Genomic DNA, 26,362 nt, shown 5'->3' with positions numbered 1-26,362 from the left:
CCCAGCCAGCCGGCCCTGCCTCCTCTTGGGACGCAGAAGCCCAAGGAGGTGAGGCCCCTCGGTCCCGCCTTCCCTGCAGCCCGGCTCCCTCGCCGCCAGCCACCTCAACAGAAAGGGCTGCCAAGAGGAAGCATGGCGCGCGGCCCGAGCCTCAGGCGCGGACAGGCCGAACTGCCGTCCCGCTGCCCAGCGCCGCGACCGCAGCGGCGACGATGTTGGCGGCATTCAGCCCCGCCTCATCATACTGCTTCCGCGGACTGTCGTGGTCGATGTAGCGGTCGGGCAGCACCATCGGCCGTACCTTCAGCCCGCGGTCCAGCAAACCTGTCCAGGCCAGGTGCTGCAGCACGAAGCTGCCGAAGCCGCCGACCGAGCCTTCCTCGATGGTGATCAGCACCGCATGCTCTCGCGCCAGCCGCTCCACCAGCGCAGTGTCCAGCGGCTTGGCAAAGCGCGCATCGGCAACGGTGGTCGAAAGGCCGCGCGCGCCCAATTCCTCAGCCGCCTTCAGGCATTCGCGCAACCGCGCGCCGTAGGAGAGGATGGCCACCGTCGTGCCTTCCTTCACGATGCGGCCGCGGCCGATCTCGAGCGGCGCGCCGCGCTGCGGCAGGGCGAGGCCCTCGCCCTCGCCGCGCGGATAGCGGAAGCCGGAGGGGCGATCGTCGATCGCGGCGGCGGTCGCCACCATATGCATCAGCTCCGCCTCATCCGCGGCGGCCATCAACACCATGTTCGGCAGACAGCCAAGATAGGCGATGTCGAAGCTGCCGGCATGGGTCGCGCCATCGGCGCCGACCAGCCCGGCGCGGTCCATGGCGAAGCGCACCGGCAAGGATTGCAGCGCCACGTCATGCACCACCTGGTCATAGGCCCGCTGCAGGAAGGTGGAGTAGATGGCGCAGAAGGGCTTCAGCCCCTCGGTCGCCATGCCGGCCGCGAAGGTGACCGCATGCTGCTCCGCGATACCGACATCGAAGGTGCGCTTCGGGAAACGCTTGCCGAAAGCATCCAGCCCGGTCCCGGACGGCATCGCCGCATTGACCGCGACGATCCGCTCATCCGCCTCCGCCTCGGCGATCAGCGCATTGGCGAAGACCTTGGTATAGCTCGGCGGCCCGGGCGGCGCCTTCACCTGCTCACCGGTGATGACGTTGAAGCGCTGCACGCCATGGTATTTGTCGGCGCTGGCCTCGGCCGGGGCATAGCCCTTGCCCTTCTGCGTCACCACATGCAGCAGGATCGGGCCCTGCATTTCCGTGTCGCGCAAATTGCGCAGGATCGGCAGTAAGTGGTCAAGGTCATGCCCGTCGATCGGGCCGACATAGTAGAAGCCCAGCTCCTCGAACAGCGTACCGCCGGTCAGCAGGCCGCGGGCGTATTCATCGGCCCGCTTTGCCGCCCGCTCCAGCGGCCCGGGGAAGAGGCGGGCGAGTTTCGCCATGATCTCCCGGATGGAGACGAAGGGACGGGAAGAGACGACCTTCGAAAGATAGGCGCTCATCGCCCCGACGGGCGGCGCGATCGACATGTCGTTGTCGTTCAGCACCACCAGCAGCCGCGATTTGTTGGCGCCGGCATTGTTCATGGCCTCGTAGGCCATGCCGGCGCTCATCGCGCCGTCGCCGATGACGGCGATGACGTTGCGCGGCCGCCCCAGCAAATCGCTGGCCACGGCCATGCCGAGCCCAGCGGAGATGGAGGTGCTGGAATGCGCCGCGCCGAAGGGGTCGTACTCGCTCTCGCTGCGGCGGGTGAAGCCGGACAGGCCGCCGCCCTGACGCAAGGTACGGATGCGGTCACGCCGTCCGGTCAGGATCTTGTGCGGATAAGCCTGGTGGCCGACATCCCAGATCAGCCGATCCCTCGGCGTATCGAACACCGCATGCACGGCGACTGTCAGCTCGACGACACCGAGAGAGGCACCGAGATGGCCGCCGGTCTGGCTCACCGCATGGATCGTTTCAGCCCGCAGCTCGCCGGCGAGCTGCTTGAGCTGCTCCGCCGAGAAATTGCGCAGATCGGCCGGATATTTCACACGGTCGAGGAGCGGGGTGGAGGGTGGGGGGGACATCAGCTCCTCCGCTCGATCACGAAATCGGACAGCATCCGCAACAGGTCGGCGCGCTCACCGAAACCGTCAAGGTGGCTCTTGGCCTGCATCACCAGCCGCTCCGCCTGCAGCCGCGCACGCTCCAGCCCCAGCAGGCCGACGAGCGTGGCCTTGCCCGCCGCGGCGTCCTTGCCGGTCGCCTTGCCAGCTTCCTCGGCCGAGACCGTTGCATCCAGAATGTCGTCGGCGATCTGGAAGGCGGCACCCAGGTCGCGGCCATAGCCCAGCAGCGCGTGCCGCATGGCAAGCGGCGCCTTGCCGAGTACCGCTCCCGCCTCGGCGGAAAATTCGATGAGCTTGCCGGTCTTCAGCGTCTGCAGCCGGCCGATCGCCACCTCGTCCAGCGGTGCGCCGGCGGCTTCCGCCAGCATGTCGAGCATCTGCCCGCCGCACATGCCCCGCGGCCCCGCCGCCTTGGACAGGCAGCGCACCAGCTCTGCCCGCACCCCGGGGTCGCTATGCGTGTCCTCCTCGGCCAGCACGGTGAAGGCATGGCTCTGCAACGCGTCGCCGGCGAGGATGGCGGTCGCCTCGTCGAAGGCCTTGTGCACCGTCGGCTTGCCGCGGCGCAGATCGTCATCGTCCATCGCCGGCAGGTCGTCATGGACCAGAGAATAGGCGTGCACCATCTCGATGGCCGCTGCCACGCGCAGCGCGGCACTGCGGGCGACGCCGAATTGCCGCGCGCCTTCCAGCACCAAGAAGCCCCGCAACCGCTTGCCGCCGCCGATGGCGGCGTAGCGCATGGCGGCGAAGAGGGGTGCCTCCGGTCCTTCCTCCGGCGGCAGCAGCATCTGCAGCGCCTCGTCGATCTCATAGGCGGCCTGGGCCATGGCAGCCGTCAGGGTGGCGGCAACCATGCGCTACTCCACATCCCGCAGGCTGAGCCCGGGCGGCGCATCCACCACCGCCTGCAGCTTCGCCTCGGCCTCCGCCAGGCGGCGCTCGCAATGCCGCCGCAGGGCGTCGCCGCGCGCATAACTCTCGATGGCTTCGGCGAGGCTGCCCTTCCCGCCCTCCAGCGCTTTCACGATTTCTTCCAGCTCCGCCAACGCGTCCTCGAAGGATTTGGCTTCGATATCGCCCGCGGCAGGCCGGGTCTCAGCCTCGCCCATCCAGGTCTCCGTCCTCGAACGGTCTTCATACAGCCGAAGCTGCCGCCGCAAAACCGTCGGTCGCGATGGGAAGCGCCTCAACGCCCAAGCGTGACACCCTTGTAACACCCTACATGCCGGCTACTCATTGGCAATCGGCCGGAATTTCCAGCTAAAGCAGGGCCTTATCGATGAACGGGCCGGATGCGGATGGCAGGGCGATCTCTGCGACGCGGTCCCGTCATGGCCGTAACGGTCTCGGCTAACCCGCCAGCGGCTTCCGCCTGACGATCTGGGGGCCGCGACACCCAGGGGCGAGTCGACTGCCTTGGCCTGACACAGGGGTTTGTATGCCTCGGGACCGATCCCCTCGCTTCCCCGCCGCCGCGGAGCCGTACCGCACCAGGACGGCCCGCCCAGGCCTGGCGGCGAAGACCGGACTCCGCGCCCCGGCGCCAGGCCGCACCATCCGGAAAACGCGTCCGGACGAAGAGCCAGAGCTGTTTCATCCATGCACGGTGCGGGGAATCCGGTTTAGGGAAACAGCAAGACCCATAGGGAGCAGTCCATGTTCCGCCGCGCTTTCCTTGCGAGCCTGGCCATGCCCGGCATCGCCCAGGCCCAGGCCCAGGCCCAGGCCGACTACCCCAACCGGCCATTGCGCCTGGTGGTCCCTTTCGCCCCGGGCGGCTCCGCCGATGTCGTCGCCCGGATCACCGCCCTTGGGATGCAGGAGGTGCTTCGCCAGCCGGTAGTGGTGGAGAATCGCGGCGGCTCGGGCGGCGTCATCGGCTCCGAGGCGGCCCTCGCCGCTGCACCGGACGGCTACACCTTCGTGTTCCACAGCCTGTCCTCGGCGGTGCTGAATGCCGGCCTCTACCGCAACCTCTCCTTCGAGGTGCGGCGCGCCTTCGCGCCACTGGTCCTGATCGGGACCCTGCCGAACATCGTCATGGTGAGCCCCAACCTCCCCGTCCGCACCCTTCAGGAGCTTATCGCCCTGATGCGCGCGGAGCCGGGACGGATTACCTATGCCTCCTCCGGCGCCGGCACCATCACGCATCTATCGGCACATCTGCTGGCGATGCGGGCCGGTGCCACCGCCACCCATGTGCCCTATCGCGGCTCTGGCCCCGCCTTCACCGACCTCGTCGCCGGCCGGGTCGACATGATGGTCGACACCATGGCCAGCATCATCCCCGCGATAAGGGCGGGCCAGGTGCGGGCGCTCGCGGTGACCACGCGGGAGCGCAGCTTGGCCCTGCCAGAAGTGCCGACAGCGCTGGAAGCGGGGCTACAGGATTACGAGACCTATAATTGGCATGCCCTCTTCGCCCTCGGCGCCACGCCCCCGGCCTTGCTCGCCCGACTGGAGGCCGCCGGGATCGCCGCGGTGCGCAGCCAGGGCCGCCGGCTGAAGGAGGCAGGCGTTGAGCCCCGTGGCGAGGGCGCCGACGTCCTGGCCTCCTTCTGGGACACGCAACTGGCGCTCTGGATTCCGATCATCCGGGCCTCGGGCGCGACGGCGGAGTGACCTCCGGGCAGGGCACCGGCTGCGGCGCGACGCGCCTCCATGCCATTCCGCGCGACATTTCCCGTCGGCCTGTTAGCCTGCCCGCGACGCAGGAGGGGGTGGGCATGGCCGAGAACTCGAACCATTATGGTGCAACCGCAGCGCGGCCGCAGGGCAAGCCGGGCCGGGAAATCCGGCCGGCGAGCCTCACCATCGACATCCACGCTCACGTCTTCGTACCCGAAGCCGGCGCCTATGCTGCGCCCCACCTGAACACCCAGGCCATCCCGCTCAACCTCTTCGCCACCCCCGCCACCCAGGCCATCAACCGCAAGCAGGAGGTGGACCGGCGCATCGTCGGCACCCAGCACGGCCCGCGCCTGGCGGAGCTGGATGCGATGGGGATCGACCTGCAGCTCTGCGCCCCGGCGCCGCCGCAGAGCTATTACGCCCTGCCCCTGGAGCATGCGGTGGTGGCCAACCGCATGGTGAATAACGGCATCGCCGCCTTCTGCGCCGCGCAGCCGGACCGCTTCCTCGGCATGGGCACGGTGCCGATGCAGGATGCCGCGGAGGCGGTGCGGGAGCTGGAGCGCTGCATGGGCCCGCTCGGCTTTAAGGGCGTGCAGATCCTGACGAACATCCTCGGCCAGGAGATCTCCGACCCCGCCTTCGAGCCCTTCTGGGCAGCGGCGGAGCGGCTCGGCGCGCTGGTGATGATCCACCCCAACGGCTTCACCGAAGGCCGGCGTCTCGCCCGCTACTACTTTAACAACGTCATCGGCAATCCGCTGGATACCACGGTGGCGCTGCATTACCTGATCTTTGACGGGGTGCTGGAGCGTTACCCCAACCTCAGGATTCTGGCGGTGCATGGCGGCGGTTACCTGCCCGCCTATTCCGGTCGCATCGACCATGCCTGGGGCGCCCGCAGCGACAGCCATGGCAAGCTGCCGCAGCCGCCGAGCCATTATCTGCGGAAGATCTATTTCGACACCATCGTCTTCACCCCGCACCAGCTCGAATACCTGGTGAAGGTCTATGGCGTGGAGCAGATCGTCATGGGCACGGACTTCCCCTTCGACATGGCCGACAGCGACCCGATCGGCCATATCTGCTCGGTGGAAAGCTTCGACGCCGAGACCCGGGCGGCGCTCGCCGGGGGCAATGCGAAGCGGCTGCTCGGCCTGTAGGGCCGCTCTCTGCCAGGGACTCGCCGCACCCATGCATGCCCGGATCCGCCACACCGAGATCTATTTCGACATCGAAGGCGCCGGCCTCATCCCGGAGGGGCCGCAGATGCGGGAACGGCCCATCGCCTTCGCCGTGCATGGTGGGCCGGGCTCCGATCATAGCGGCTTCAAGCCGGGCTACGCCGCCCTGACCGCGGCAATGCAGGTGGTCTATTTCGACCATCGTGGCCAGGGCCGCTCCGCCCGCAGCGATCCCACACGTTGGACGCTCGATGAAAATGTCGAGGATATGGAAGCGCTCCGCCGCCATCTCGGCTGCGGCCGCATAGTCTCCATCGGCACCTCCTATGGCGGCATGGTGGCCATGGCGCATGCGGCGCGCTATCCGGAGGCGCTGTCGCGTCTGATCCTGGTGGTCACCGCCGCGCATGGCGGCTTCATCCCACGGGCGCAGCAGATCCTGGCGGAACGCGGTACGCCGGAGCAGCAGGCGCTGTGCGCGAAGGTATGGGAGGGCGGCTTCGCCGATGAGGCCGAGCTGAAGCACTATTATCGGGTAGTGGGGCCGCTCTATTCCCGGCGCTTTGACGCGGCTGCGGCGGAGGCCGGCATCGCGCGCACCATCCATTCACCGGAAGCACTCAACCGGGCCTTCCGGCCCGATGGCTTCCTCCGCCGCTTCGACCTGCGGCCGGAACTGTCCCGCATCGCCGCGCCGACGCTGATCCTGGCCGGCCGGCATGACTGGATCTGCCCGCCGGAATTCTCCGAGGAAATCCATGCGCTGATCCCCAATTCCCGCCTGCTTATCCTGGAGGAGAGCAGCCACACCATGCGGATCGATGCGCCGGACCGCCTCTTCTCCGAGATTCTCGCCTTCGTCGAGGGATGAGCGCTGTCCGGGAGGAGGCCCGCTCGCCGCCCCGCTGTTGCGGTGGCTCCTGGCCGAAGCCATCTTGGCGCCAGGACGTCGGGAAGGAAGGGCGAGGCCGGTGAGCGAAGCAGCGGAATTCGATACGGCTGGTCTGGACGTCTTCCTCCGCGCCGCCATCCCCGGGCTGCAGGGTCCGATGACGCTGGCGCGCATCTCCGGCGGCCAGTCCAACCCGACCTTCTTCGTGACCTATGCCAATCGCCGCCTGGTTCTGCGCAAGAAGCCGGCGGGCGAGGTCCTGCCCTCCGCCCATGCGGTGGACCGCGAGGCACGGGTGCTGCAGGCCCTGGCGCCGAGCGCCGTGCCGGTGCCGCCCGTGGTGCTGTTCCACGCCGAGCCGGACGTGGTCGGCACGCCCTTCTACGTCATGGAACGGGTGGAAGGCCGCGTCTTCGCCAGCGCCGACCTGCCGGGGGCCAGCCAGGCTGAGCGGCGCGCCATGTATCTCTCCTTCGCCGAGACCCTGGCGAAGCTGCATGATGTCGATTGGGCGGCGGCGGGGCTGACCGGCTTCGGCCGCCCCGGCAGCTATTTCGAGCGCCAGGTCGGACGCTGGACGAAGCAGTGGGAGGCGCAGCGCTTCCGCGATATCCCGGAGCTGACGCGGTTGGCGCAATGGGTCGGCGGGCATATCCCGCCGGAGGATGGCGAGACCGCCATCGTCCATGGCGATTACCGGCCGGGCAATGTGCTGTTCGCCCCGGATGGGCCGCAGGTGGTGGCGGTGCTGGACTGGGAGCTTTCCACCATCGGTCACCCTTTGGCTGACCTTGCCTTCAGCGTCATCCCCTGGCGCAGCACGCCGGAGGAATATGGCGGCATGCGGGGGATGGACCTGCCCGGCCTCGGCATCCCGTCCGAGGACGAGTATGTCGCGCACTACTACGCCAGCCGCCGCACCCCGGCGCCGCGCCTGCAGCCCTTCCACCTGGCCTTCGCCATGTTCCGCTTCGCGGTGATCTTCGAAGGCATTGCGGCGCGGGCCCGGGCGGGCACCGCCGCTGCCGCCGATGCGGCGCAGGTGGGCGAATTGTCGGTGGCCTTTGCCCGTCGCGGCCTGGAATGCATTGGGGGGTGATTGCCCAAGGCTTGGGCAGGAATGGCGCCGCCTTGCGGCAGCTCGTCCTGCCCTGACCCGCCTATCGCCCGGCCCCTGCCCGGCACGCCATTTGCTCCGCCCCTGGGACGACGCGGAGCGGAGCCATGGCGCTGGAATTCCACCCCCTCCATTCGGGCTTCGGCACGGAAGTGCGTGGGCTCGACCTCAGCGGCCCGGTCAGCGAGGCCGAGTGGGAAGCGGTGCTGCGCGCCTTCCACACCAAGGGCGTCGTCGTCCTCCGCGGCCAAAGGTTGGACGAAGCCGGGCATGTCGCTGTCAGCCGCCGCTTCGGCCCGCTGCAGATCCATGTGCTAACGCAATTCCTGACCACGTCCTTTCCCGAGATCTACGTCCTCTCCAATGCGAGCCGCGACGGCCATCCGATCGGCAACCACAAGGAGGGGCTGAACTGGCATTCCGACTGGTCCTACCGGGCGGAGCCGGCGGTCGGCTCCCTGCTCTATGGCCGCGTCTGCCCGCCCGAGGGCGCCGATACCCTCTTCGCCTGCATGCACCTGGCCTATGAGGCGCTCTCGCCTGAGATGCAGGCGCGCATCGAGCCGCTGCATGCCGTGCACAGCTACGCCACCTATTACGGCCGCGCCTTCGCCGACCGCACGAAGCTGACGCCGGAGCAGCAGGCGGCAACGCCGGACGTGGTGCACCCGCTGGTCCGCCTGCATCCCGGCAATGGCCGCCGCGCCCTCTATGTCGGGCGGGAGGTGGTGAAGGAGATTCTCGGCCTGCCGCCAGAGGAGAGCGCCGCGCTGCTGGAGGAGCTGAACAGCCACGCCGTGCGGCCGGAATTCATCTACCGGCACCGCTGGCAGGAAGGCGATCTGGTGGCCTGGGACAACCGCAACACCATGCACCAGGCAACGCCCTACGACGACGCGAAATACATCCGCATCATGCACCGCACGACGCTGGCCGGAGAGAGGCCTGTCCCGGCGGTGATGCTGCCCGATGCGGCCTGAGCCGATGGAGACCAAGATGCGTCTTGCCCGCCGCCACCTCCTCGCCACCGCCGGCGCCGCCCTGGCTTTGCCTCGCCTCGGCCAGGCCCAGGGCCTGACCAAGGTGACGCTGCGGCTGAAATGGCTGCCGCAGACGCAATTTGCCGGCTTCTACCTGGCCGCCGAGCGCGGCTACTACCGCGAGGCCGGGCTGGACCTGACCATCAACCCGGGCGGGCCGAACCTGCTGACGGAGAATCTCGTCGCCTCCGGCAATGAGCAATTCGGCCTCTCCGGCGGCATGGACAGCGTCTTCTCGGCACGCGAGAAGGGGCTGCCCATCCTCTGCATCGGCGTGGCGCATCAGGTGACGCCCTTCGTTTTCGTCGCCAAGGCGGATGGGCCGGTGAAGACGTTGGAGGATTTCCGCGGCCGCAAGGCAACGGCCTGGTTCACCGGTGCGCATCTCGTGCTCTACGGCATGCTGGCCAGCCGCGGCATCCCGCGGGATGCGCTCAGCATCACCCCGCAGCAGGTCTCCGTCACGCCCTTCGTCAATGGCGAGGTCGATGTCGTCGCCGCCACCTGGTACAACGAGCTGAACGTGCTGAAGGCGCGGCTGGGCGGGGTGGAGAAGCTGAAGCTCTTCGTCGCCGAGGATTACGGCATCACCGTGCCGCGTGACACGGTCATTGCGAACACCGCCTTCGCGCAGCAGAATCCACGTGCCGTCGAAGCCTTCCTGCGCGCCAGCATCCGCGGCTGGAAGGCCTCGGCCGCCGAGCCGGAGGCAGCGGTGGCAGCCGTGATGAAGATCGCGCCGACGATCGACCGCGCGCATCAGGAGGCCATGCTGCCGGAAGCGCTGCGACTTATGCAGGCCGGAGCCGCGGCGCGGCACGGCCTCTTCGCCATCGACCCGGCGGCGGTGAAGAAGGCGCATGATTTCTTTGTCGAGCACAGGGTGCTGGCCGGCCCGATCGACCTCGCTGCCGCCTTCCAGCCGCAATATCTGGATGCCATCCCCCTGCCCGAGCGGCTTGCATGACGGGGGCGGCGGAGCGGCTCGACGCACAACTGACAGTCGCCGCGCCGCCCGTCGGCCGGGTGAAGCTCAGCCTCAATGGCGTCGCCCGCAGCTTCGGTGCGGTGCGGGCGCTGGACCGGGTGGATTTGTCCATCGCGGAGGGCGAGTTCGTTACCCTCATCGGCCCCTCCGGCTGCGGCAAGAGCACGCTCTTCAACATTCTGGCCGGGCTGCTGGAGCCTGATCCAGGTGGCACCCTGCTGCTGGACGGCGCGCCTGCCCCGTCTGGCTCACTGCTCGGCCGCATCGCCTTCATGCCGCAGCGCGACCTGCTGCTGCCCTGGCGCACTGTGCTGGACAACGCCATCCTCGCCGCCGAGATCCAGGGGCAGAAGAAGCGCGAGGCGCGTGAGCTGGCTCGGAGCATGGCCGCCGAATTCGGCCTGAAGGGCTTCGAGAACCATTATCCGCAGCAGCTTTCCGGGGGTATGCGGCAGCGCGTGGCGCTGATGCGAACCTTCCTCTTCGACCGCGAGGTGATGCTGCTGGACGAGCCCTTCGGCGCGCTGGACGCGCTGACCAGGGCGCTGATGCAGCGCTGGCTGCTGGACCTTTGGTCGCGCTACCGCCGCACCATCCTCTTCATCACCCATGACATCGACGAGGCGATCTTCCTCGGCGACCGGGTGACGGTGATGAGCGCGCGGCCCGGCCGTATCACGCTCGACCGCACTATCCCCCTGCCCCGCCCGCGCCAGCCCAGCCTGCTGACCGCGCCGGAGTTCATGGCCCTCAAGCGCGAGCTGCTGGAGGCGGTGGAGGAGGAAAGCCTGAAGGCCTTTGCGGCGAACGGCCCATGAGCTGGCGCACCCTGCCCCGACTGGCCGCGCCGCTGCTGCTGATCGCGCTCCTCTGGGAAGGGGCGGTGCTCGGCTTCGGCATCAGCCCATTCTATCTGCCGCCGCTGCGCCAGGTGCTGGGGGCCATCGCCGCGCTCTGGCCGGCCTATCAATCGGCTTTCCTGGTGACCTTGGCGGAGGCGACCGCGGGCTTCGCCATGGGGGCGCTGGTCGGTATCGCCGGCGGCATCGCCTTTGCGCATCTGCCCCGGCTGCGGCGGATGGTGCTGCCGCTCTTCGTCGTCTCACAAACCGTGCCGGTCATCGCCTTCGGCGCCATCGTGGTGCTGTGGTTCGGCAATACCCTGGCGGCCAAGGCGGCGATCGCCTTCTACCTCACCTTCTTCCCCGTCACGGTCAACACCCTGGCAGGCATCGAGGCGGTAGATCCTCGCCAGGTGGCGCTGCTGCGCAGCTTCGGCGCCGGCTCGCGCGAATTGCTGTGGAAGCTCCGCCTGCCCGCTGCGCTGCCGCGCATCTTCACCGCGCTCCGCCTGTCCGCGCCACTGGCGCTGGCCGGCGCCATCGTCGGTGAATGGTTCGGCGCGACCCAGGGGGTGGGCGCCATGCTGCTGGCAGCGCTGTTCAACGAGCAGGTGGTGGCGATCTGGGCCGCTATCCTCGCCGCCGCGGCGGTGGGCAGCGCCCTCTTCGCCTTGGTGGCGCTGGCCGAGCGCGCTTTGGTCTTCTGGCGGGAGGAGTTGTGAGCGGCGCGCTGCGCGACGGGCTGCTCGGAGCCGCGCTCTTCCTGCTGTTGTGGGAGGGGGTGGTGCGGCTGTTCGGCGTGCCGCCCTGGATCCTGCCACCGCCGAGCGGCATTCTCGTCACCACCTGGGCGGCACGCGCCAGCCTGCTGCCCGCCATGCTGGCCACGGGGCAGGAGGCGCTGGCTGGCTACGCCATCGGCGCCGTGCTCGGCATCCTGCTCGCCATGCTGCTGGCGCTGGCAGCCCCGCTGCGTCGGCTGCTGCTGCCGGTGATCATCGCGGTCAACGCCGTCCCGGTCGCCGCCTATGCTCCGCTTGCTTTGCTTTGGTTTGGCACCGGGCCGCTCTCCAAGATCGTGATGGTCGCCTTCGTCGTCGGCTTCACCGTCTTCCTCAACACGCTGGACGGGCTGTTGCGGGTGGATCCTGCCGGCATCGCCCTGCTGCGCAGCTTCGGCGCGTCCCGGCTCGGCGTGATGCGGCGGCTGCGACTGCCCGCGGCACTGCCCGACATCGCGATCGGGCTCCGCGTCTCCACCGTGCGCAGCATGATCGTGGCGATCGTGACGGAGATGCTCGGCAGCCAGTCCGGCCTCGGCTGGACGATCTACGAGGCGGTGTTGCAGATCGATTTCCTCCGCGTCTGGGCAGCGATCCTGCTTGCCTCCCTGCTCAGCCTGGCCTTCTTCGGCGCGGTCGGCGTGCTGGAGCGACGGGTGGTGTTCTGGCGATGATCGGGACCTTGCGACCATGGACATGAAGCTTGCCGGCGCCACGGTGCTGATCACCGGCGCCTCCAAGGGCATCGGCCTTGCCTGCGCCGAGGCCTTTGCCGCCGAGGGCTGCCACCTTCACCTCGCCGCCCGTTCCGCCGAGCTGCTGGAGGCGGCCCGCGGCGCGATCCGGGCGAAGTACGATGTCGCCGTCACCTGCCACGCCATGGATCTCTCGAACGATGCCGCCATGCAGGCCCTGGCCGCCGCGGTTGGCGAGGTGGAGATCCTGGTGAACAATGCCGGCGATATCCCGGCCGGCCCTATCGATGTGGTGGACGATGCCGCCTGGCGCCGCGGCTGGGATCTGAAGGTGTTCGGCTATATCAGCCTGACCCGGGTCTACTACGGCCGGATGGTGACACGTGGCCACGGCGTCATCGTGAACGATATCGGCAATTCCGGCGAGAATTTCGATGCGCGCTACATTGCAGGCTCCGCCGGTAATGCCAGCCTGATGGCTTTCACCAAGGCGCTCGGCGCCGTCTCACTGGACCATGGCGTCCGGGTGGTGGGGGTTAATCCCGGGCCTGTGGCGACCGATCGCATGGTGAAGTTGATGAAGCGGCGTGCCCTCGACTGGTATGGCGAGGAAGGACGTTGGCAGGAGCTGTTCGACAAATACCCGGGCAAGCGGCCGGCGACGGCAGAGGAGGTGGCGGACCTCATTCTTTTCCTTGCTTCGCCGCGTGCCGGCTACATCACCGGCACCATCGTCACCATCGATGGCGGCATCGCCTCCCGCGGGAGCATCATCTAGATGCGCGATGGCGCCAGGCTCGATGTGACGTCGTATCGAGCGTGCAGGGGCGGCTGCCGTGCACTCCTAGGCGCGCCCGGACGCGATCCTATCCATCACGGCAATATCCCTGGCACCCCGCACTCGCCTTCGCGGGGCCACCAATTGAAGGTCAACCATGCCCCACATCACCGCGCCTGACGGCGTGAAACTCTGGGTCGAGGAAGCCGGCAGCGGCACTCCGATCCTCTTCATCCACGAATTCGGCGGCGACCATCGAAGCTGGGAGCCGCAGCTCCGCGCCTTCGCCCGCCGCCATCGCTGCATCACCTATGCCGCGCGCGGCTACCCGCCATCCGATATCCCGGCGGAGATCGAGCGCTACAGCCAGGCCATCGCCGTCGCCGATGCGCTCGCCGTGCTGGACGCGCTCGGCGTCGCCAGGGCGCATATCGTCGGGCTCTCCATGGGCGGCTTCTGCGCCTTGCATTTCGGCCTGACCCATGCGGACCGCGCCCTTTCCATCGTGGCGGCCGGCGCCGGTTACGGCGCGGAGAAGCAATTCGAAGAGTATTTCCGCGGCGTCTCGCTCGCCGTCGCCGAGGGCTTCGAAAGCCAGGGCGCCGAGGCCTTTGCGCCGACCTACGCCATCGGCGCCTCCCGCGTGCAATACCAGAACAAGGATCCGCGCGGCTGGCAGGAATTCGCGACCCAGCTCGGCGAGCATTCCAGCGCCGGCTCAGCCGCCACCATGCGCGGCGTGCAGGCCCGCCGCCCCTCGCTCTACGACCTCGAAGCCGGCTTCCGGGCCATGGATTTGCCGACCCTGGTGATGACCGGCGATGAGGATGACCACTGCCTGCAGCCCGCGCTTTATCTGAAGCGGGTCGTCCCGCGCGCCGGCCTCGCTGTCTTCCCGAAAACCGGCCATACCTTGAACCTCGAGGAGCCGGAGCTCTTCAACCGCTTCCTCGCCGAGTTCATCGCGACGGTCGAAGCCGGGCGCTGGGATCGGCGCGACCCGCGCGCCAACCCCGCCGAGGTGATGAAAGTGTCATGACCCCGGGCCGCCTCGGCCTTCACGGAATCGATCCGATGCCTGCGACGCCCCCGTTCTTCCGCCTCCGCCGCTGATGGAATTCTGGCAGGGATTCGAAGCCCTTGCCCCGGACGGGCCACGCCAAGCGGACATGCTGGCCAGGATGCCGGACGGCCGCGCGCTGCGCCTGCCACTGCGGGATTACGGCGAGATCGCCGTCGGCGGCCTCATCGCCAACCAGGCGAGCTTCCCGGTGGCCCGCCAATTGGCCCGATGGATGGCCGAGGCGACGGTGCCCTTCGCGCCGGAGGTGGTGGTGGGGCTGCCCACCCTCGGCCATGTCTTCGGCTCGCTGGTGGCGGAAACGCTGGGCCACCGGAATTGGGTCGCCCCCGGCTATTCCCGCAAGCTGTGGTATGAGGAGGCGCTCTCCGTCCCGCTTGCCTCCTCCACCAGCCCGGGCGAGCGGCGGATGTGGCTCGACCCGCGCCTTCTGCCGAGATTGGCCGGGCGTCGCGTGCTGGTGGTGGACGACGTGATCTCCACCGGCCGCTCCGCCCTCGCCGCCCTGGCCCTATTGGCACGCGCGGGCTGCATGCCGGTGGCCTTCTGCGTCGCCATGGCGCAGGGGGATCGCTGGCGCGCCACCTGGCCGCTGGCAATGCCGATCGTCGCCGCCTGCGCGACGCCGCTGTTCCGCCGCAGCCCGGAAGGCTGGTTGCCCCTGGAGGCCACCGCGCCCCGCGACATCGCTTTCCCGCTCAGGCATCATGGTGAGACCAGGAGGACGCCATGATCACACCGCTCGAAGCAGCATTGCTGCCGGCCGGCATCCGTGCACGGCACATTGCCGGCATCAACGGCCTGACCCTGCACCTGCTGGAAGCGGGGCACGAGCAACCCGGCCGCCCGCTTCTGCTGCTGCTGCACGGCTTTCCGGAACTGGCCTATTCCTGGCGCAAGGTGATGCCGGCCCTGGCCGAGGCCGGCTACCATGTGGTGGCGCCGGACCAACGTGGCTATGGCCGCACCCTGGGCTGGAGCGCCGATTACGACACCGATCTCGCCCCCTTCCGTATCTTCAGCCTGGTGCGGGACGTGTTGGGGCTGGTCGCCGCCCTCGGCCACCGGAAGGCCGCGGCGGTGGTCGGGCATGATTTCGGCTCCCCCGTCGCGGCCTGGTGCGCGCTGCTGCGGCCCGACATCTTCCACCGGGTGGCGCTGATGAGCGCGCCCTTCACCGGCATCCCGCCTTTACCTCTGGGGGAGGCGCCGCCGCCCCCGGCGACGGATGTTCATGCGGCGCTCGCTGCGCTCGGACGCAAGCACTATCAATGGTACTATTCCACTCGTCCGGCCAATGCCGAGATGTGGCAGGCGCCGCAGGGGCTGCCTGCCTTTCTGCGCGCCTACTACCATGTGAAGAGCGCCGATTGGGCGCCAAACCGGCCCTTCCCCCTCGCCGCCTGGAGCGCGGAGGAGCTGGTGAAGCTGCCGCGCTATTACGTCATGGACCTCGATTGCGGCATGGCGGCGCAGGTGGCGCCGGAGATGCCCTCGGCGGCCGAGATCGCCGCCTGTGCCTGGCTGCCGGAGGCGGAGTTGCAGGTCTATGCCACGGAGTATGGCCGCACCGGCTTTCAGGGCGGGCTGAACTGGTATCGCTGCCGCACCAGCCGCCTCTTTGAGGCCGAGACCGAACTTTTCGCCGGGTGCCGGATCGAGATCCCCGCCACCTTCATCGCCGGCGCCAACGATTGGGGCATCCATCAGACGCCCGGGGCGCTGGAGCGCATGCAGCGTGAGGCCTGCACGCGGATGGCGCGCGTGTCCCTGATCCCCGGCGCCGGGCATTGGGTGCAGCAGGAACAGCCTGCGGCAGTCATCTCGGCGCTGCTGGAATTCCTGCGGGCGTAGGCGCCAGGCGGCGCAAGAAGCTGCAACCCTTTCTCGCCCCGTTCTTGCATCGCTCGAGCAGGATCTCATCTCGAGGAGAGGGCGATGAAGCTGCAGGAACAGGTTGCGGTGATCACCGGCGGCGGCTCGGGCATCGGCCGCGCCACAGCACTGCTCTTCGCCCGGGAAGGCGCGAAACTGGCGCTGGTCGACCGCGACGCGGCGGCGGCCGAGGCGGTGGCGGCCGAGATCGCCGCCTTGGGCGGCGAAGCGATGACCCGCTGCTCCGATGTCGGCGCGCCCGACGCAGCGGCGGTGGATGCGGCGGCGATTCTTGCGCGGTTCGGGCGGATTGACCTGCTCTACGCTGCGGCGGGGTTTTCCGTCGGGGGCACGGTGCTGACGACCGCGCCCGAGGATTGGGACGCCGTCTTCCGCGTGCATGTCGGCGGCACCTGGCTCTGGGCACGGGCGGTGATTCCGGCCATGCAGCGGCAAGGCGGCGGGGCGATCATCACCACCTCATCCCAGCTCGCCTTCGCCGGCGGCGCCGGCAACAGCGCCTATATCGCTGCCAAAGGCGCCATTCTCGGCCTGACGCGGACCATGGCACTGGATTTCGCCGCCGATGGCATCCGGGTGAATGCGGTGGTGCCCGGGGCAATTGACACGCCCCTGCTCCGCCGCAGCTTCGAACGGCGGCCGGACCCGGCGGCGGCGATGGAGACGTCCCGAAACCGCCACGCCATGAAGCGCTTCGGCCAGGCGGAGGAGGTGGCCGAAGCGGTGCTGCATCTGGCGACGGCCGGTTTCACCACCGGCACCACGCTGGTGGTGGATGGCGGCTGGCTGGCCGCCTGAGCCTGCCGCTTCCGCTCGCAGCGCCTGGGCATCCTGCCCAAGGCGGCGCCACCGGCGAAGCTCTTCCGGACCGCGGGCAGCCTGCGCGACCGGCATCCTGCTTGCCGTCAGCCCGGCCGGCACGCCGCCCGCCGCCTGGCGCTCGGCATGCAGCTTGCATGGTGCAGCGCAACACGGAGGCCGACCATGCATCTCACCCGCCGGGACCTGTTCGCCACCACCGCCGGAGCCGCCCTTGCCGCTGCCGGCACGCCTGCCCTGGCGCAGAGCCGTGCCGAGACTCTACGTCAGGTGACGGGCAATGCTATCAATACGCTGGATCTGACCATGCCGGGATCCACCCGGGAATCCTTCGGCCTGGCGATGCACACCTATGACCGGCTGGTGGCTTTCGGCCGCAAGCCCGTCCCCGGCGGCTTCGTCTTCGATCACACCAATATCCGCGGCGAGCTGGCGGAGAGCTTCACCGTTTCTCCCGACGGGCTGAAGATCACCCTCAAGCTGCGCCGGAATGCCAAATTCCACGATGGCAGCCCGGTGACGGCGGCGGATGTGAAGTGGTCGCTCGACCGCCACGTCACCGCCAACTCCCTGGCCAAGAGCCAGCTTCAGATCAGTAGCTACACCAGCCCCGACCAATTCGCCGTGCTGGACCCGATGACGATCGAGGTGCGGCTGCCGAAGCCCGACCGCCGCGCCCTGATGAATCTTTGCGTGCCCTACTGCATCATCATCAACAGCACTCTGGCAAAGAAGCACGCCACGGCGGACGACCCTTGGGCTCAGAATTGGATGAAGGAGAACACCGCGGGCAGCGGCGCCTATACGGTGGAAAGCTTCAAACCAGGCGAGCAGGTGGTGCTACGTCGGAACGACAATTGGACGCAGGGGGTGGATGGCAAGCTGCCCTATTTCCGACGCATCATCAGCCAGACCGTGCCGGAAGCCGCCACCCGGGCCAATCTGATCGAGCGCGGCGATGCCGACCTCTCCATCGACCTGCTGGCCAGCGACATCCCGGCGCTGCAGCAGCGCGGGCGGGTGAAGGTCTTCGGCACGCCCATCGCCAACGGCTTCACCCACATAGCGATGAACACCAGGATGGCGCCCTTCGACAACGTCAAGGTCCGCCAGGCCATCGCCGCTGCCCTGCCCTATGAGGACATGTTCCAGGCCTCCATCTTCGGCCGCGGCGCCAGGCTTTATGGCGGCGATTGGACGGAGCTGCCGCCGACCGCGGACTTCCCCATTCCGATGCCGCAGCACACTAACCTGGCCAAGGCGAAGCAGCTGCTGACGGAGGCCGGCTTCCCCAACGGCTTCAACACCACCTTTGCGCTCTCCGCCAGCCAGGCCGCGGCGAATGAACCGGTCGGTGCGCTGCTGAAGGAAGCGCTGGCGAAGATCGGCATCACCGTCGAGATCCAGAAACTGCCGGATGCGCAGTTCAACACCTTCCAGGCCGAAAAGCGCATGCCGATGTTTATCGACGGTGCCACCGCTTGGCTGCCCGAGACGGATTACTACCTCAAGCTCTACTTCACCCGCGACCAGCGCTGGAACTTCAGCGCCTTCAACAACACGGAGGTGAATGAGCTGACCGAGGCGGCGCAGTACGAGCTGGACCAGGCCAAATACGCCGAGATGTGCCGCAAGATGGTTGGCATTCTCGGCCGCGAGGTGCCGGAGATCTTCCTTTGGCAACCGAATCACGAGGCGGTGATGACGCCGAAGATCGAAGGCTACACCTACCAGTACTATCGCCAGATCGACTTCCGCGACCTCTACCGGAGCTGACGGCATGGCAGTGCTGCGCAGCATCGGGCGGCGGCTCTGGCAGCGGCTGCTGGCCTCGCTGCCGGCCCTGTTCGGGGTCGCTGTCTTCACCTTCCTGCTGATGCGGGTGCTGCCGGGCGACCCGGCGGTGTTCTTCGCCTCCGGCCCCAATGCCGGGCAGGAGGAGATCGAACAGATCCGGCGGGAGATGGGCCTCGACAAGCCCATCCCGGTGCAGCTCGTGAACTACCTGGCGGACCTGGCACAGGGCAATCTCGGCAGATCCATGTCCACCGGCCAGCCGGTCGCAGCGGATCTGGAGCGTCGGCTGCCGGCCTCGCTGGAGCTGACGCTCTGCGCTCTGATCCTGGCGCTGTCGCTTGCCCTGCCGCTCGGCATCCTCGCCGCGCTGCGGCCGAACTCGCTCATCGACCATGGCGTCCGGCTGCTCTGCACCCTCGGCGTCTGCATGCCGACCTTCGTTTCCGGCCTGCTGCTGATCTTCGCCTTCTACTACCTGCTGGGCTGGGCTCCGGACCCGACGGGGCGGCTGGATGTCTTTGTCTCCACCCCGCCGGAGGTCACCGGATTCCTGCTCGTCGACGCGGCGCTCGTCGGCGATTGGGAAGCCTGGATAGCCGCCGCTTCTCAGCTCTGGCTGCCGGCCGCCACCATGGCCCTCTTCGTGCTGGCGCCGCTGGCGCGGATGACGCGCGCCTCCATGCTCGCCGTGCTGACCAGCGATTTCATCCGCACCGGGGAGGCGCTCGGCCTTTCCCGCCGCCGGGTCGTGCTGGTCTATGCGCTGCGCAATGCGTTGCTGCCGGTCATCACCATCATGGGCATCGTCTTCTCCACCATGCTCGGCGCCAATGTGCTGGTGGAGAAGGTCTTCTCCTGGCCCGGCGTCGCCTCCTACGCGCTGGATGCTCTGCTCGCCTCGGACTATGCGCCGGTGCAGGGCTTCGTGCTGCTGATGGCGATGATCTTCGTCATGGTGAACCTCGTCATCGACGTGCTCTACGGCCTTGCCGATCCACGGGTGACTGTCGGATGAGCGCGACGCTCCGTCATGCTGGCTATGTGCTGCGCGGCAATCCCGTCACGCTGGTTGCCGGGTTCGGTGCCAGCCTGCTGATCGTACTCGCCATCTTCGGGCCCTCCCTGGTGCCCCATGATCCCGTCGCCTCCAACGTGCCGAACGCGCTGCTGCCGCCATCCGCGCGGTACTGGTTTGGCACCGACCAGCTCGGCCGGGACGTGTTCAGCCGCGTCATCGCCGCGACGAGGTTGGACCTGCTGATCGCCGCATCGGCCGTCTCCCTCTCCTTCGCCGCCGGCGCCACCATCGGCGCCTTCTGCGGCTATGTCGGCGGGCAGCTCGATCGCTGGGTGGGGCGACTGGTCGATGTGCTCATGGCCTTCCCCCTTTTCGTGCTCGCCATGGCCATGGTCGCCGCCTTCGGCAACCAGGTGGAGAACATCGTCATCGCCACTGCGGTGATCAACTTGCCCTTCTACATCCGCTTCGCCCGGGCAGAGGTGAATGTCCGCCGCAATATCGGCTGGGTGGAAGCCGCCCGCGCCTCCGGCAATTCTCACGCCCAGGTGGTGCTGCGCTTCCTGCTGCCGAACATCCTGCCGGCCATGGCGGTGCAGATCTCGCTCAACCTCGGCTGGGCCATCCTGAATGCCGCCGGCCTGTCCTTCCTTGGCCTCGGCGTGCGACCGCCGACGCCGGAATGGGGCATCCTGGTCGCGGAGGGTGCGCGCTTCATCACCACCGGCAAATGGTGGCTAGTCACCTTCCCCGGCCTTGCACTGATGCTCGCCGTGCTCTGCTTCAACCTGCTGGGCGACGGGTTGCGGGACATCCTCGACCCGCGGATGCGCACATGACCGCGCCGCTGCTCTCCATCGAGGATCTGCATGTCAGCTTCGCCACGCGGCATGGCGTGGTGGAGGCAATCCGCGGCATCTCCCTCTCCCTCGCCGCCGGCGAGACCCTTGGCATCGTCGGCGAGAGCGGCTCCGGCAAGTCCGTGACCTCGCTGGCCGTGATGCGGCTGCTGGACCGCGCCGGGCGGATCACGAAGGGCCGCATCACCTTCCGCGGCGAGGACATCACCCGTGCCTCCCGCCGCATCCTGCAGCCGCTGCGTGGCGCAGCGATGTCCATGATCTTCCAGAATCCCCGCGCCGCGCTGAACCCCATCCGCCCGGTCGGGCTGCAGATCGCCGATGTGCTGCGGGCGCATGAACCGCTCTCGGCGCAGGAGGCCCGGGCCCGGGCCCTGGCCCTGCTGGAGGCAGTCCGCATCCGGGAGCCGCGGGCCCGGCTCGACGCCTATCCGCATGAGCTCTCCGGCGGCATGTGCCAGCGGGTGATGATTGCCATGGCGATCGCCTGCGAACCTGCCCTGCTCATCGCTGACGAGCCCACCACCGGCCTCGACGTCACCACCCAGAAGACGGTGATGGATCTGCTGGCCGAAACCACGGCCCGGCGCGGCATGGCGATGATCCTCATCACCCATGATCTTGGCCTCGCCGCGCAATATTGCGGCCGGATCGCGGTGATGGAGCGCGGCAAGGTGGTGGAGGAAGCCGCCCCCCGCCGCCTGTTCGGCGCGCCGCAACACCCCTATACGCAGCGCCTCGTGGCCGCCTCGCCGACCCGGGACTCCACTGTCGCCAGCCTGGTCGGCGAGACGGAGACCGAGATCCCGGCTGCCCCGCCGCTGCCTGCCCCTGCCGCCACCCGCGGCGGAAGGCTGTTGGCAGTGCGCAACCTGGTGAAGCGATTCGGTGGTACGACCGCCGTGAACGACGTCTCTTTCCATCTTGAGTCCGGGGAGAGCCTTGGTTTGGTCGGTGAGAGCGGTTCCGGCAAATCCACCCTCTCGCGCCTGATCTGCCGACTGATCGACCAGAGCAGCGGCAGCATCCTGTTCGATGGCGCTGAGATCGGCGCCCTGCCGGCGCGCAATTTCCACCAAAGCCTGCATCGACGCGCCATCCAGCTCGTCTTCCAGGACCATGGCGAGAGCCTGAACCCGCGCTTCTCCGCCTTCGATTCCATCGCCGATCCGCTGCAGCGCCTTGCCGGCTTCGGCCGCACGCCCGCACTACGCGCCCGGGTGGAGGAATGTGCCGATCGCGTCGGCCTGCCGCGGGAGTTGCTGCACCGCTTTCCCCACCAGCTCTCCGGCGGTCAGAAGGCTCGGGTCGGCATCGCCCGCGCCATCGCCTGCCGCCCGCGCCTGCTGGTGCTGGATGAGCCGACGGCGGCGCTCGACGTCTCGGTCCAGGCGGTGATCCTGGCCCTGCTCGACCGGCTGCGGCGGGAGGAGGGGCTGAGTTTCCTTTTCGTCAGCCACGACCTGAACGTGATACGCATGATGTGTGAACGCACCATCGTGCTGCAGACTGGCCAGGTGGTGGAGGAAGGGCCGAGTGGCCGCATCTTTGCCGCCCCGCAGGCTGCCTATACGCGCGAGCTGCTGGAGGCGATCCCGCATTTCGAGCCGGATGTGGCGGAGGCCGTCGGGGTTTAGACTGGAACCTCCACATTGCACTGCTCAGACGGTGCGAGAGGCTTGGCACGCTTTCCGCCCAGGCATCGTGCTGTTGCGGCTTACCGCTGTCTGACACTTACGCATGGACATGCAGAAGATCGACTGAGGCTCCCTTCGGGCACTCGGCCCTGCCGGCGCGACGCCGAGCAGCAAGACGATCATCCGCTCGGACCAAGCATTGTCGCTGAGGGGTAAAGTCGCGGATCTATTCGAGCAGGCGGCGTGGTTCGCCTGGAACACCGTGCGACGCTTCCTGTCCGGTCGGCCAATGCCGCCAGCGCGGACCCGATTGCGCGTCGTGCCAGCCTCCCGGCCAGGGCGAGACAGGGAGGCCGGAGCCGCTGGCAGGGTTGGGGCCTTGCTGCCCCCCGCCATGGCCCCGGCCAGCATGCGTCAGAGCCCGGCCTGGGACACGAATTTCGTGTTCAGGTAGGCCTCGATCGCCTCCGACCCGCCCTCGGAGCCATAGCCGCTGTCCTTGATGCCACCGAAGGGCACTTCCGGCAGCGCCAGGCCGAGATGGTTGATCGTCATCATCCCGCTCTCCACCTTCGAGGCGATGGCGTTCGCCGTCTTGGCGCTGCTGGTGAAGGCGTAGCTGGCGAGGCCGTAGGGCAGACGATTCGCCTCCTCCACCACCTCGTCGAATTCCTTGAAGGGAGCAATCATCGCGACCGGCGCGAAGGGCTCCTCATTCATCATGCGGGCCTCCTTGCCGACGCCGGTCAGCACGGTCGGCGCATAGAAATAGCCCTTATTGCCAAGCCGCTCGCCGCCGGTGTGGACCTCGGCGCCCTTCTGGCGGGCGTCGGCCATCAGCCCTTCTACCCAGGGAATGCGGCGGTCATGCACCAGCGGGCCCATCTGCGTGCCCGCCTCGAGACCATCACCCACCTTCACAGCCTTGGCATGCGCGACGAATTTCTCGACGAAGGGCGCGTACAGCTTCTCTTGCACCAGGAAGCGCGTGGGCGAGACGCAGACCTGGCCAGCATTGCGGAATTTCGCCGCTGCCAGGGTCTTTGCCGCCAGATCCAGATCCGCATCGTCGAAGACGATGGCCGGGGCATGGCCGCCGAGCTCCATCGTCACCCGCTTCATGTGCTTGCCGGCCAGCGCGGCAAGCTGCTTGCCCACGGGGGTGGAGCCGGTGAAGGTCACCTTGCGGATGACGGGGTGCGGGATGAGGTATTCGCTGATCTCGGCCGGGATGCCGTAGACGAGCTGGGCGACGCCCTTCGGCAGGCCGGCATCGATGAAGCAGCGGACCAGCTCGGCCGGGGAGGCCGGGGTCTCCTCCGGCGCCTTGACGATGATGGAGCAGCCGGTGGCGACGGCGGCCGAGAGCTTGCGAACCACCTGGTTGATCGGGAAGTTCCAGGGGGTGAAGGCGGCCACAGGCCCGACCGGCTCCTTGACGACAAGCTGGTAGACGCCCTCGGCCCGGGCCGGGATGACGCGGCCATAGGCGCGGCGGGCTTCCTCGGCGAACCAGTCGATGATGTCAGCGCCGGCGAGGGTCTCCATCTTCGCCTCGGGGAGCGGCTTGCCCTGCTCCATGGTCATCAGCTTCGCGATCTCGTCGGCGCGGCTGCGGAGCAGGTCAGCGGCCTTGCGCATCAGCTTGGCGCGCTCGAAGGCGGAGACCTTCTTCCAGGCGGCAAAGCCGCGCTCGGCGGCCTCCAGCGCCTCGTCCAGGTCGTCCTTGCCGGCATGGGCGACCTCGCCGATCACCTCCTCGGTCGCCGGGTTCAGCACGGGGATGGTCTTGCCCGAACGGGCGGCACGCCAGGTGCCGTCGATATGAAGCTGGACCTTGGGATAGGCCATGGGGCTCTCCTCGCGGGCGGATATAAATCGCCGGTTATAGCGCGGTGGTCGCCGCGACCGGACCAGTCTGCCGCTATGGGCGGGAAGGTGCAATCCGGCCGGGCGGCGCTCAGGCCCAGGCGAGGCGGAGGCACCGGGTGGTGCTGGCGGCCAACGGCAACGCAGCCAAGGCGCCTGCCCCGATCCGGCCGATCCTGCCTCGAAGGACGGAGCCCTTTCCCAGAGGCGGGGCGGAGCCGCGCCATCCTTGCGCCATCGCAAAGCCCCCTCCCCCTTTTCGCCCCATTCTCCTCGGCCTAGCCTGAAGCAATTGGAGGAACCCAAGCCATGCCCGCCCCCGATTTCGACGCCATCATCATCGGCGCCGGCATGTCCGGCCTGTACCAGCTCATCCGCCTGCGGCAGCTCGGCCTGAAGGCCAGAGTGTTCGAGACCGGCAGCGGCGTCGGCGGCACCTGGTACTGGAACCGCTACCCTGGCGCCCGCTTCGATTCCGAGAGCTATTCCTACGGCTTCTCCTTCGACAAGGAGCTGCTGCAGGAATGGAGCTGGTCGGAACATTTCGCGCCGCAGCCGGAAACCGAGCGCTACCTGAATTTCGTCGCCGACAAGTACGACCTGCGCCGCGACATCCAGTTCCACAGCCGCGTCACCGCCGCCGCGTGGGACGAGGCCAGCCTCACCTGGACCGTGACGCTGGAAGGCGGTGCGCAGCACAGCGCGCGCTTCCTCATTACCGCCATCGGCGCGCTCTCCGCCCCAACCCTGCCGAACTATCCGGGCATGGAGAGCTTCCAGGGCCGTGCCTTCCACACCGCGCATTGGCCGAAGGAACCAATCAGCTTCGAGGGCAAGCGCGTCGCCGTCATCGGCACCGGCGCCACCGGCGTGCAGACCATTCAGGAGGTGGCGAAGACCGCCGGCCATCTCACTGTCTTCCAGCGCACGCCGAATTGGTGCGCGCCGCTGCACAACCGCAAGATCACGCCGGAGGAGCAGGCGGAGATCAAGGCCAGCTATGACGAGATCTTCCGCCGCTGCGACGAGACCTTCTCCTGCTTCCTCCACACCCCGGATCCACGCGCGACCTTCGAGGTGAGCCAGGCGGAGCGCGAGGCCTTCTGGGAGAAGTTGTACAACTCGCCCGGCTTCGGCATCTGGGTGGGGAATTTCCGCGACATGCTGACGGACCGCGCAGCGAATGCCGAGATGTCCGCCTTCGTCGCCAACAAGATCCGCCAGCGGGTGAAGGACCCGAAGGTGGCGGAGATGCTGATCCCCAAGAATCACGGCTTCGGCACCAGGCGGGTGCCGCTGGAGACGCGGTATTACGAGGTCTACAACCAGCCGAATGTGGAGCTGGTGGACACCAGGGCGACGCCGATCACCGAGGTGACGCCGACCGGTCTGAAGACGACCGAGCGGGAATTCGCCTTCGACATCATCATCTACGCCACCGGCTTCGATGCGCTGACCGGGGCCTTCGACCGGATCGACTTCCGGGGCACCGAAGGCCGCACGCTGAAGGAAGCCTGGGCGGGCGGGGCGCGGAGCTTTGTCGGCATGATGGTGCCGGGCTTCCCGAACATGTTCATGCTGCTCGGGCCGCATACCGCGCTGGGGAACATCCCGCGGAGCATCGAGTACAATGTGGACTGGGTTTCCCGCCTGCTTGGCCATATGCAGGCCGCGGCGAAGCAGAGAGCGGAAGCCGGGGAGGAGGGCACCACCGCCTGGATGGCGCATGTGATGGACTGCGCCGTCGGATTGCTCTCCATGGAAGTCGATAGCTGGATGACGGGCGTGAACCGCAACGTCGCCGGTAAGCAGCAGCGTGTCATCGCCCGTTATACCGGCAGCGCCCCAGCTTACCGGGAATGGTGCGAGGGGATTGCGAAGGAGGGGTATCGGGAGGTAGCCCTGGCCTGAGCAGCGAATGTTCGACGACCTCATCACCACCAAGCCCGCGCCGCCAAATCGCACGGGCTTCTGTCCGGACGACATTGAGCATCACCTGATCGAAGCCGCGGTGATGCTCGCCTATGCGCTGCACCTCCTCCGCACGTCGAGGGCACGGCGCGTCGACATCCACCCGGATGGGAGCACGGAAAGCGCTTCGAGTTCCGGCCGTGGCTGGAGCGCCAGGGCTTTGTCTTCGTCTCCGGCATCGGCAGCACGACCTATGGCGGGCTGTACCGCAATGTCAGGGGCGAAGAGGTGGAGATCGCCTTACAATCCGGCCTCGGCGATGTCGTCTGCGCCATTGGTGCAGGCAGGACCATCGCCGAGGCCAAGGGCGGCGTGGTGAACAGCAGGCATGCCGGCCAGCTTTCCC

23 protein-coding genes are annotated in these 26,362 nt (G+C 68.1%); 19 read left to right on the top strand and 4 right to left on the bottom strand.

The window, feature by feature from the left end:
* Nucleotides 1–151: 151 nt before the first annotated feature.
* The 3 genes from dxs to E5N76_RS05315 are packed head-to-tail and all read right to left on the bottom strand — an operon-like array spanning nucleotide 152 to nucleotide 3,228.
* The gene (gene dxs / locus E5N76_RS05325) at nucleotides 152–2,074 is read right to left on the bottom strand and encodes a 1-deoxy-D-xylulose-5-phosphate synthase (protein WP_149536263.1); all 1,923 of its coding nucleotides are present in this window, start codon (nucleotides 2,072–2,074) and stop codon (nucleotides 152–154) included.
* On the bottom strand, nucleotides 2,074–2,973 hold the full coding sequence (locus E5N76_RS05320; RefSeq protein ID WP_149536262.1) for a polyprenyl synthetase family protein: 900 nt from the start codon (nucleotides 2,971–2,973) through the stop codon (nucleotides 2,074–2,076). The genes dxs and E5N76_RS05320 overlap by 1 nt, the downstream gene beginning before the upstream one ends.
* A gap of 3 nt (nucleotides 2,974–2,976) precedes the next feature.
* Nucleotides 2,977–3,228, bottom strand: a complete 252-nt coding sequence (locus E5N76_RS05315) for an exodeoxyribonuclease VII small subunit (RefSeq protein WP_149536261.1) — start codon at nucleotides 3,226–3,228, stop codon at nucleotides 2,977–2,979.
* Nucleotides 3,229–3,775: 547 nt separating this feature from the next.
* On the opposite strand from E5N76_RS05315, the gene E5N76_RS05310 reads away from it, so the two are divergent.
* The 18 genes from E5N76_RS05310 to nikE all read left to right on the top strand — a co-directional run bounded on the left by E5N76_RS05310 (nucleotide 3,776) and on the right by nikE (nucleotide 22,176).
* A complete protein-coding gene (locus E5N76_RS05310) occupies nucleotides 3,776–4,741 on the top strand; it encodes a Bug family tripartite tricarboxylate transporter substrate binding protein (protein ID WP_149536260.1) in 966 nt (321 codons plus the stop codon).
* A gap of 104 nt (nucleotides 4,742–4,845) precedes the next feature.
* Nucleotides 4,846–5,913 carry an amidohydrolase family protein gene (locus E5N76_RS05305; protein ID WP_149536259.1) on the top strand — a complete coding sequence of 356 codons (1,068 nt, stop codon included), beginning with the start codon at nucleotides 4,846–4,848 and terminating at the stop codon, nucleotides 5,911–5,913.
* 31 nt (nucleotides 5,914–5,944) lie between these two features.
* Nucleotides 5,945–6,805: an alpha/beta fold hydrolase gene (locus E5N76_RS05300; RefSeq protein ID WP_149536258.1), complete on the top strand. Its 861-nt coding sequence runs from the start codon at nucleotides 5,945–5,947 to the stop codon at nucleotides 6,803–6,805.
* 100 nt (nucleotides 6,806–6,905) lie between these two features.
* Nucleotides 6,906–7,925, top strand: coding sequence for a phosphotransferase family protein (locus E5N76_RS05295; protein WP_235907577.1), 1,020 nt, complete (start codon nucleotides 6,906–6,908; stop codon nucleotides 7,923–7,925).
* A gap of 125 nt (nucleotides 7,926–8,050) precedes the next feature.
* Nucleotides 8,051–8,923, top strand: coding sequence for a TauD/TfdA dioxygenase family protein (locus E5N76_RS05290; RefSeq protein WP_149536257.1), 873 nt, complete (start codon nucleotides 8,051–8,053; stop codon nucleotides 8,921–8,923).
* A gap of 16 nt (nucleotides 8,924–8,939) precedes the next feature.
* Nucleotides 8,940–9,950, top strand: coding sequence for an ABC transporter substrate-binding protein (locus E5N76_RS05285; RefSeq protein WP_149536256.1), 1,011 nt, complete (start codon nucleotides 8,940–8,942; stop codon nucleotides 9,948–9,950).
* Nucleotides 9,947–10,789 carry an ABC transporter ATP-binding protein gene (locus tag E5N76_RS05280; protein ID WP_149536255.1) on the top strand — a complete coding sequence of 281 codons (843 nt, stop codon included), beginning with the start codon at nucleotides 9,947–9,949 and terminating at the stop codon, nucleotides 10,787–10,789. Before E5N76_RS05285 ends, E5N76_RS05280 begins: the two co-directional genes overlap by 4 nt.
* Nucleotides 10,786–11,535 (top strand): ABC transporter permease, encoded by a 750-nt coding sequence (locus E5N76_RS30035; protein ID WP_149536254.1) that lies wholly within the window; start codon nucleotides 10,786–10,788, stop codon nucleotides 11,533–11,535. The genes E5N76_RS05280 and E5N76_RS30035 overlap by 4 nt, the downstream gene beginning before the upstream one ends.
* Entirely contained in the window at nucleotides 11,532–12,269 is a 738-nt protein-coding gene (locus E5N76_RS05270) for an ABC transporter permease (protein WP_207791865.1), read from the top strand. Before E5N76_RS30035 ends, E5N76_RS05270 begins: the two co-directional genes overlap by 4 nt.
* A 16-nt stretch (nucleotides 12,270–12,285) precedes the next feature.
* Nucleotides 12,286–13,068, top strand: a complete 783-nt coding sequence (locus E5N76_RS05265) for an SDR family oxidoreductase (RefSeq protein ID WP_149536253.1) — start codon at nucleotides 12,286–12,288, stop codon at nucleotides 13,066–13,068.
* Between the two features lie 157 nt (nucleotides 13,069–13,225).
* Nucleotides 13,226–14,107 (top strand): alpha/beta fold hydrolase, encoded by an 882-nt coding sequence (locus tag E5N76_RS05260; RefSeq protein WP_149536252.1) that lies wholly within the window; start codon nucleotides 13,226–13,228, stop codon nucleotides 14,105–14,107.
* Nucleotides 14,108–14,180: 73 nt separating this feature from the next.
* Nucleotides 14,181–14,882 (top strand): phosphoribosyltransferase, encoded by a 702-nt coding sequence (locus E5N76_RS05255; protein WP_149536251.1) that lies wholly within the window; start codon nucleotides 14,181–14,183, stop codon nucleotides 14,880–14,882.
* Entirely contained in the window at nucleotides 14,879–16,003 is a 1,125-nt protein-coding gene (locus E5N76_RS05250; protein ID WP_149536250.1) for an alpha/beta fold hydrolase, read from the top strand. Before E5N76_RS05255 ends, E5N76_RS05250 begins: the two co-directional genes overlap by 4 nt.
* Before the next feature lie 84 nt (nucleotides 16,004–16,087).
* Nucleotides 16,088–16,843 (top strand): SDR family oxidoreductase, encoded by a 756-nt coding sequence (locus E5N76_RS05245; protein WP_149536249.1) that lies wholly within the window; start codon nucleotides 16,088–16,090, stop codon nucleotides 16,841–16,843.
* Between the two features lie 186 nt (nucleotides 16,844–17,029).
* Entirely contained in the window at nucleotides 17,030–18,640 is a 1,611-nt protein-coding gene (locus tag E5N76_RS05240) for an ABC transporter substrate-binding protein (RefSeq protein ID WP_149536248.1), read from the top strand.
* Between the two features lie 4 nt (nucleotides 18,641–18,644).
* Nucleotides 18,645–19,676 (top strand): ABC transporter permease, encoded by a 1,032-nt coding sequence (locus E5N76_RS05235; protein WP_149536247.1) that lies wholly within the window; start codon nucleotides 18,645–18,647, stop codon nucleotides 19,674–19,676.
* Entirely contained in the window at nucleotides 19,673–20,518 is an 846-nt protein-coding gene (locus E5N76_RS05230) for an ABC transporter permease (protein WP_149536246.1), read from the top strand. The genes E5N76_RS05235 and E5N76_RS05230 overlap by 4 nt, the downstream gene beginning before the upstream one ends.
* Nucleotides 20,515–22,176, top strand: a complete 1,662-nt coding sequence (gene nikE, locus E5N76_RS31235) for a nickel ABC transporter ATP-binding protein NikE (RefSeq protein WP_149536245.1) — start codon at nucleotides 20,515–20,517, stop codon at nucleotides 22,174–22,176. The genes E5N76_RS05230 and nikE overlap by 4 nt, the downstream gene beginning before the upstream one ends.
* Before the next feature lie 414 nt (nucleotides 22,177–22,590).
* On the opposite strand, the gene E5N76_RS05220 is transcribed toward nikE, so the two are convergent.
* The gene (locus E5N76_RS05220) at nucleotides 22,591–24,027 is read right to left on the bottom strand and encodes an NAD-dependent succinate-semialdehyde dehydrogenase (RefSeq protein WP_149536244.1); all 1,437 of its coding nucleotides are present in this window, start codon (nucleotides 24,025–24,027) and stop codon (nucleotides 22,591–22,593) included.
* 327 nt (nucleotides 24,028–24,354) lie between these two features.
* On the opposite strand from E5N76_RS05220, the gene E5N76_RS05215 reads away from it, so the two are divergent.
* Nucleotides 24,355–25,956 carry a flavin-containing monooxygenase gene (locus tag E5N76_RS05215; RefSeq protein WP_149536243.1) on the top strand — a complete coding sequence of 534 codons (1,602 nt, stop codon included), beginning with the start codon at nucleotides 24,355–24,357 and terminating at the stop codon, nucleotides 25,954–25,956.
* Nucleotides 25,957–26,362: the final 406 nt, after the last annotated feature.

It is taken from the genome of Siccirubricoccus phaeus (genome assembly GCF_008360935.1).
Lineage (GTDB): Bacteria > Pseudomonadota > Alphaproteobacteria > Acetobacterales > Acetobacteraceae > Siccirubricoccus > Siccirubricoccus phaeus.
Note: the sequence above shows the minus strand (reverse complement) of the source record. Positions and strands in the feature narration are given on the sequence as shown.

Bases quoted from the DNA above. Each gene is read 5' to 3' on its own strand.
- E5N76_RS05305 (WP_149536259.1), top strand. From the start codon at position 4,846: ATGGCCGAGAACTCGAACCATTATGGTGCAACCGCAGCGCGGCCGCAG.
- E5N76_RS05245 (WP_149536249.1), top strand. From the start codon at position 16,088: ATGAAGCTGCAGGAACAGGTTGCGGTGATCACCGGCGGCGGCTCGGGC.
- E5N76_RS05320 (WP_149536262.1), bottom strand. From the start codon at position 2,973: ATGGTTGCCGCCACCCTGACGGCTGCCATGGCCCAGGCCGCCTATGAG.
- E5N76_RS05280 (WP_149536255.1), top strand. From the start codon at position 9,947: ATGACGGGGGCGGCGGAGCGGCTCGACGCACAACTGACAGTCGCCGCG.
- E5N76_RS05215 (WP_149536243.1), top strand. From the start codon at position 24,355: ATGCCCGCCCCCGATTTCGACGCCATCATCATCGGCGCCGGCATGTCC.
- E5N76_RS30035 (WP_149536254.1), top strand. From the start codon at position 10,786: ATGAGCTGGCGCACCCTGCCCCGACTGGCCGCGCCGCTGCTGCTGATC.
- E5N76_RS05230 (WP_149536246.1), top strand. From the start codon at position 19,673: ATGAGCGCGACGCTCCGTCATGCTGGCTATGTGCTGCGCGGCAATCCC.
- E5N76_RS05290 (WP_149536257.1), top strand. From the start codon at position 8,051: ATGGCGCTGGAATTCCACCCCCTCCATTCGGGCTTCGGCACGGAAGTG.
- E5N76_RS05260 (WP_149536252.1), top strand. From the start codon at position 13,226: ATGCCCCACATCACCGCGCCTGACGGCGTGAAACTCTGGGTCGAGGAA.
- E5N76_RS05220 (WP_149536244.1), bottom strand. From the start codon at position 24,027: ATGGCCTATCCCAAGGTCCAGCTTCATATCGACGGCACCTGGCGTGCC.
- E5N76_RS05240 (WP_149536248.1), top strand. From the start codon at position 17,030: ATGCATCTCACCCGCCGGGACCTGTTCGCCACCACCGCCGGAGCCGCC.
- E5N76_RS05265 (WP_149536253.1), top strand. From the start codon at position 12,286: ATGGACATGAAGCTTGCCGGCGCCACGGTGCTGATCACCGGCGCCTCC.
- E5N76_RS05285 (WP_149536256.1), top strand. From the start codon at position 8,940: ATGCGTCTTGCCCGCCGCCACCTCCTCGCCACCGCCGGCGCCGCCCTG.
- dxs (WP_149536263.1), bottom strand. From the start codon at position 2,074: ATGTCCCCCCCACCCTCCACCCCGCTCCTCGACCGTGTGAAATATCCG.
- nikE (WP_149536245.1), top strand. From the start codon at position 20,515: ATGACCGCGCCGCTGCTCTCCATCGAGGATCTGCATGTCAGCTTCGCC.
- E5N76_RS05250 (WP_149536250.1), top strand. From the start codon at position 14,879: ATGATCACACCGCTCGAAGCAGCATTGCTGCCGGCCGGCATCCGTGCA.
- E5N76_RS05235 (WP_149536247.1), top strand. From the start codon at position 18,645: ATGGCAGTGCTGCGCAGCATCGGGCGGCGGCTCTGGCAGCGGCTGCTG.
- E5N76_RS05315 (WP_149536261.1), bottom strand. From the start codon at position 3,228: ATGGGCGAGGCTGAGACCCGGCCTGCCGCGGGCGATATCGAAGCCAAA.
- E5N76_RS05310 (WP_149536260.1), top strand. From the start codon at position 3,776: ATGTTCCGCCGCGCTTTCCTTGCGAGCCTGGCCATGCCCGGCATCGCC.
- E5N76_RS05300 (WP_149536258.1), top strand. From the start codon at position 5,945: ATGCATGCCCGGATCCGCCACACCGAGATCTATTTCGACATCGAAGGC.
- E5N76_RS05255 (WP_149536251.1), top strand. From the start codon at position 14,181: ATGGAATTCTGGCAGGGATTCGAAGCCCTTGCCCCGGACGGGCCACGC.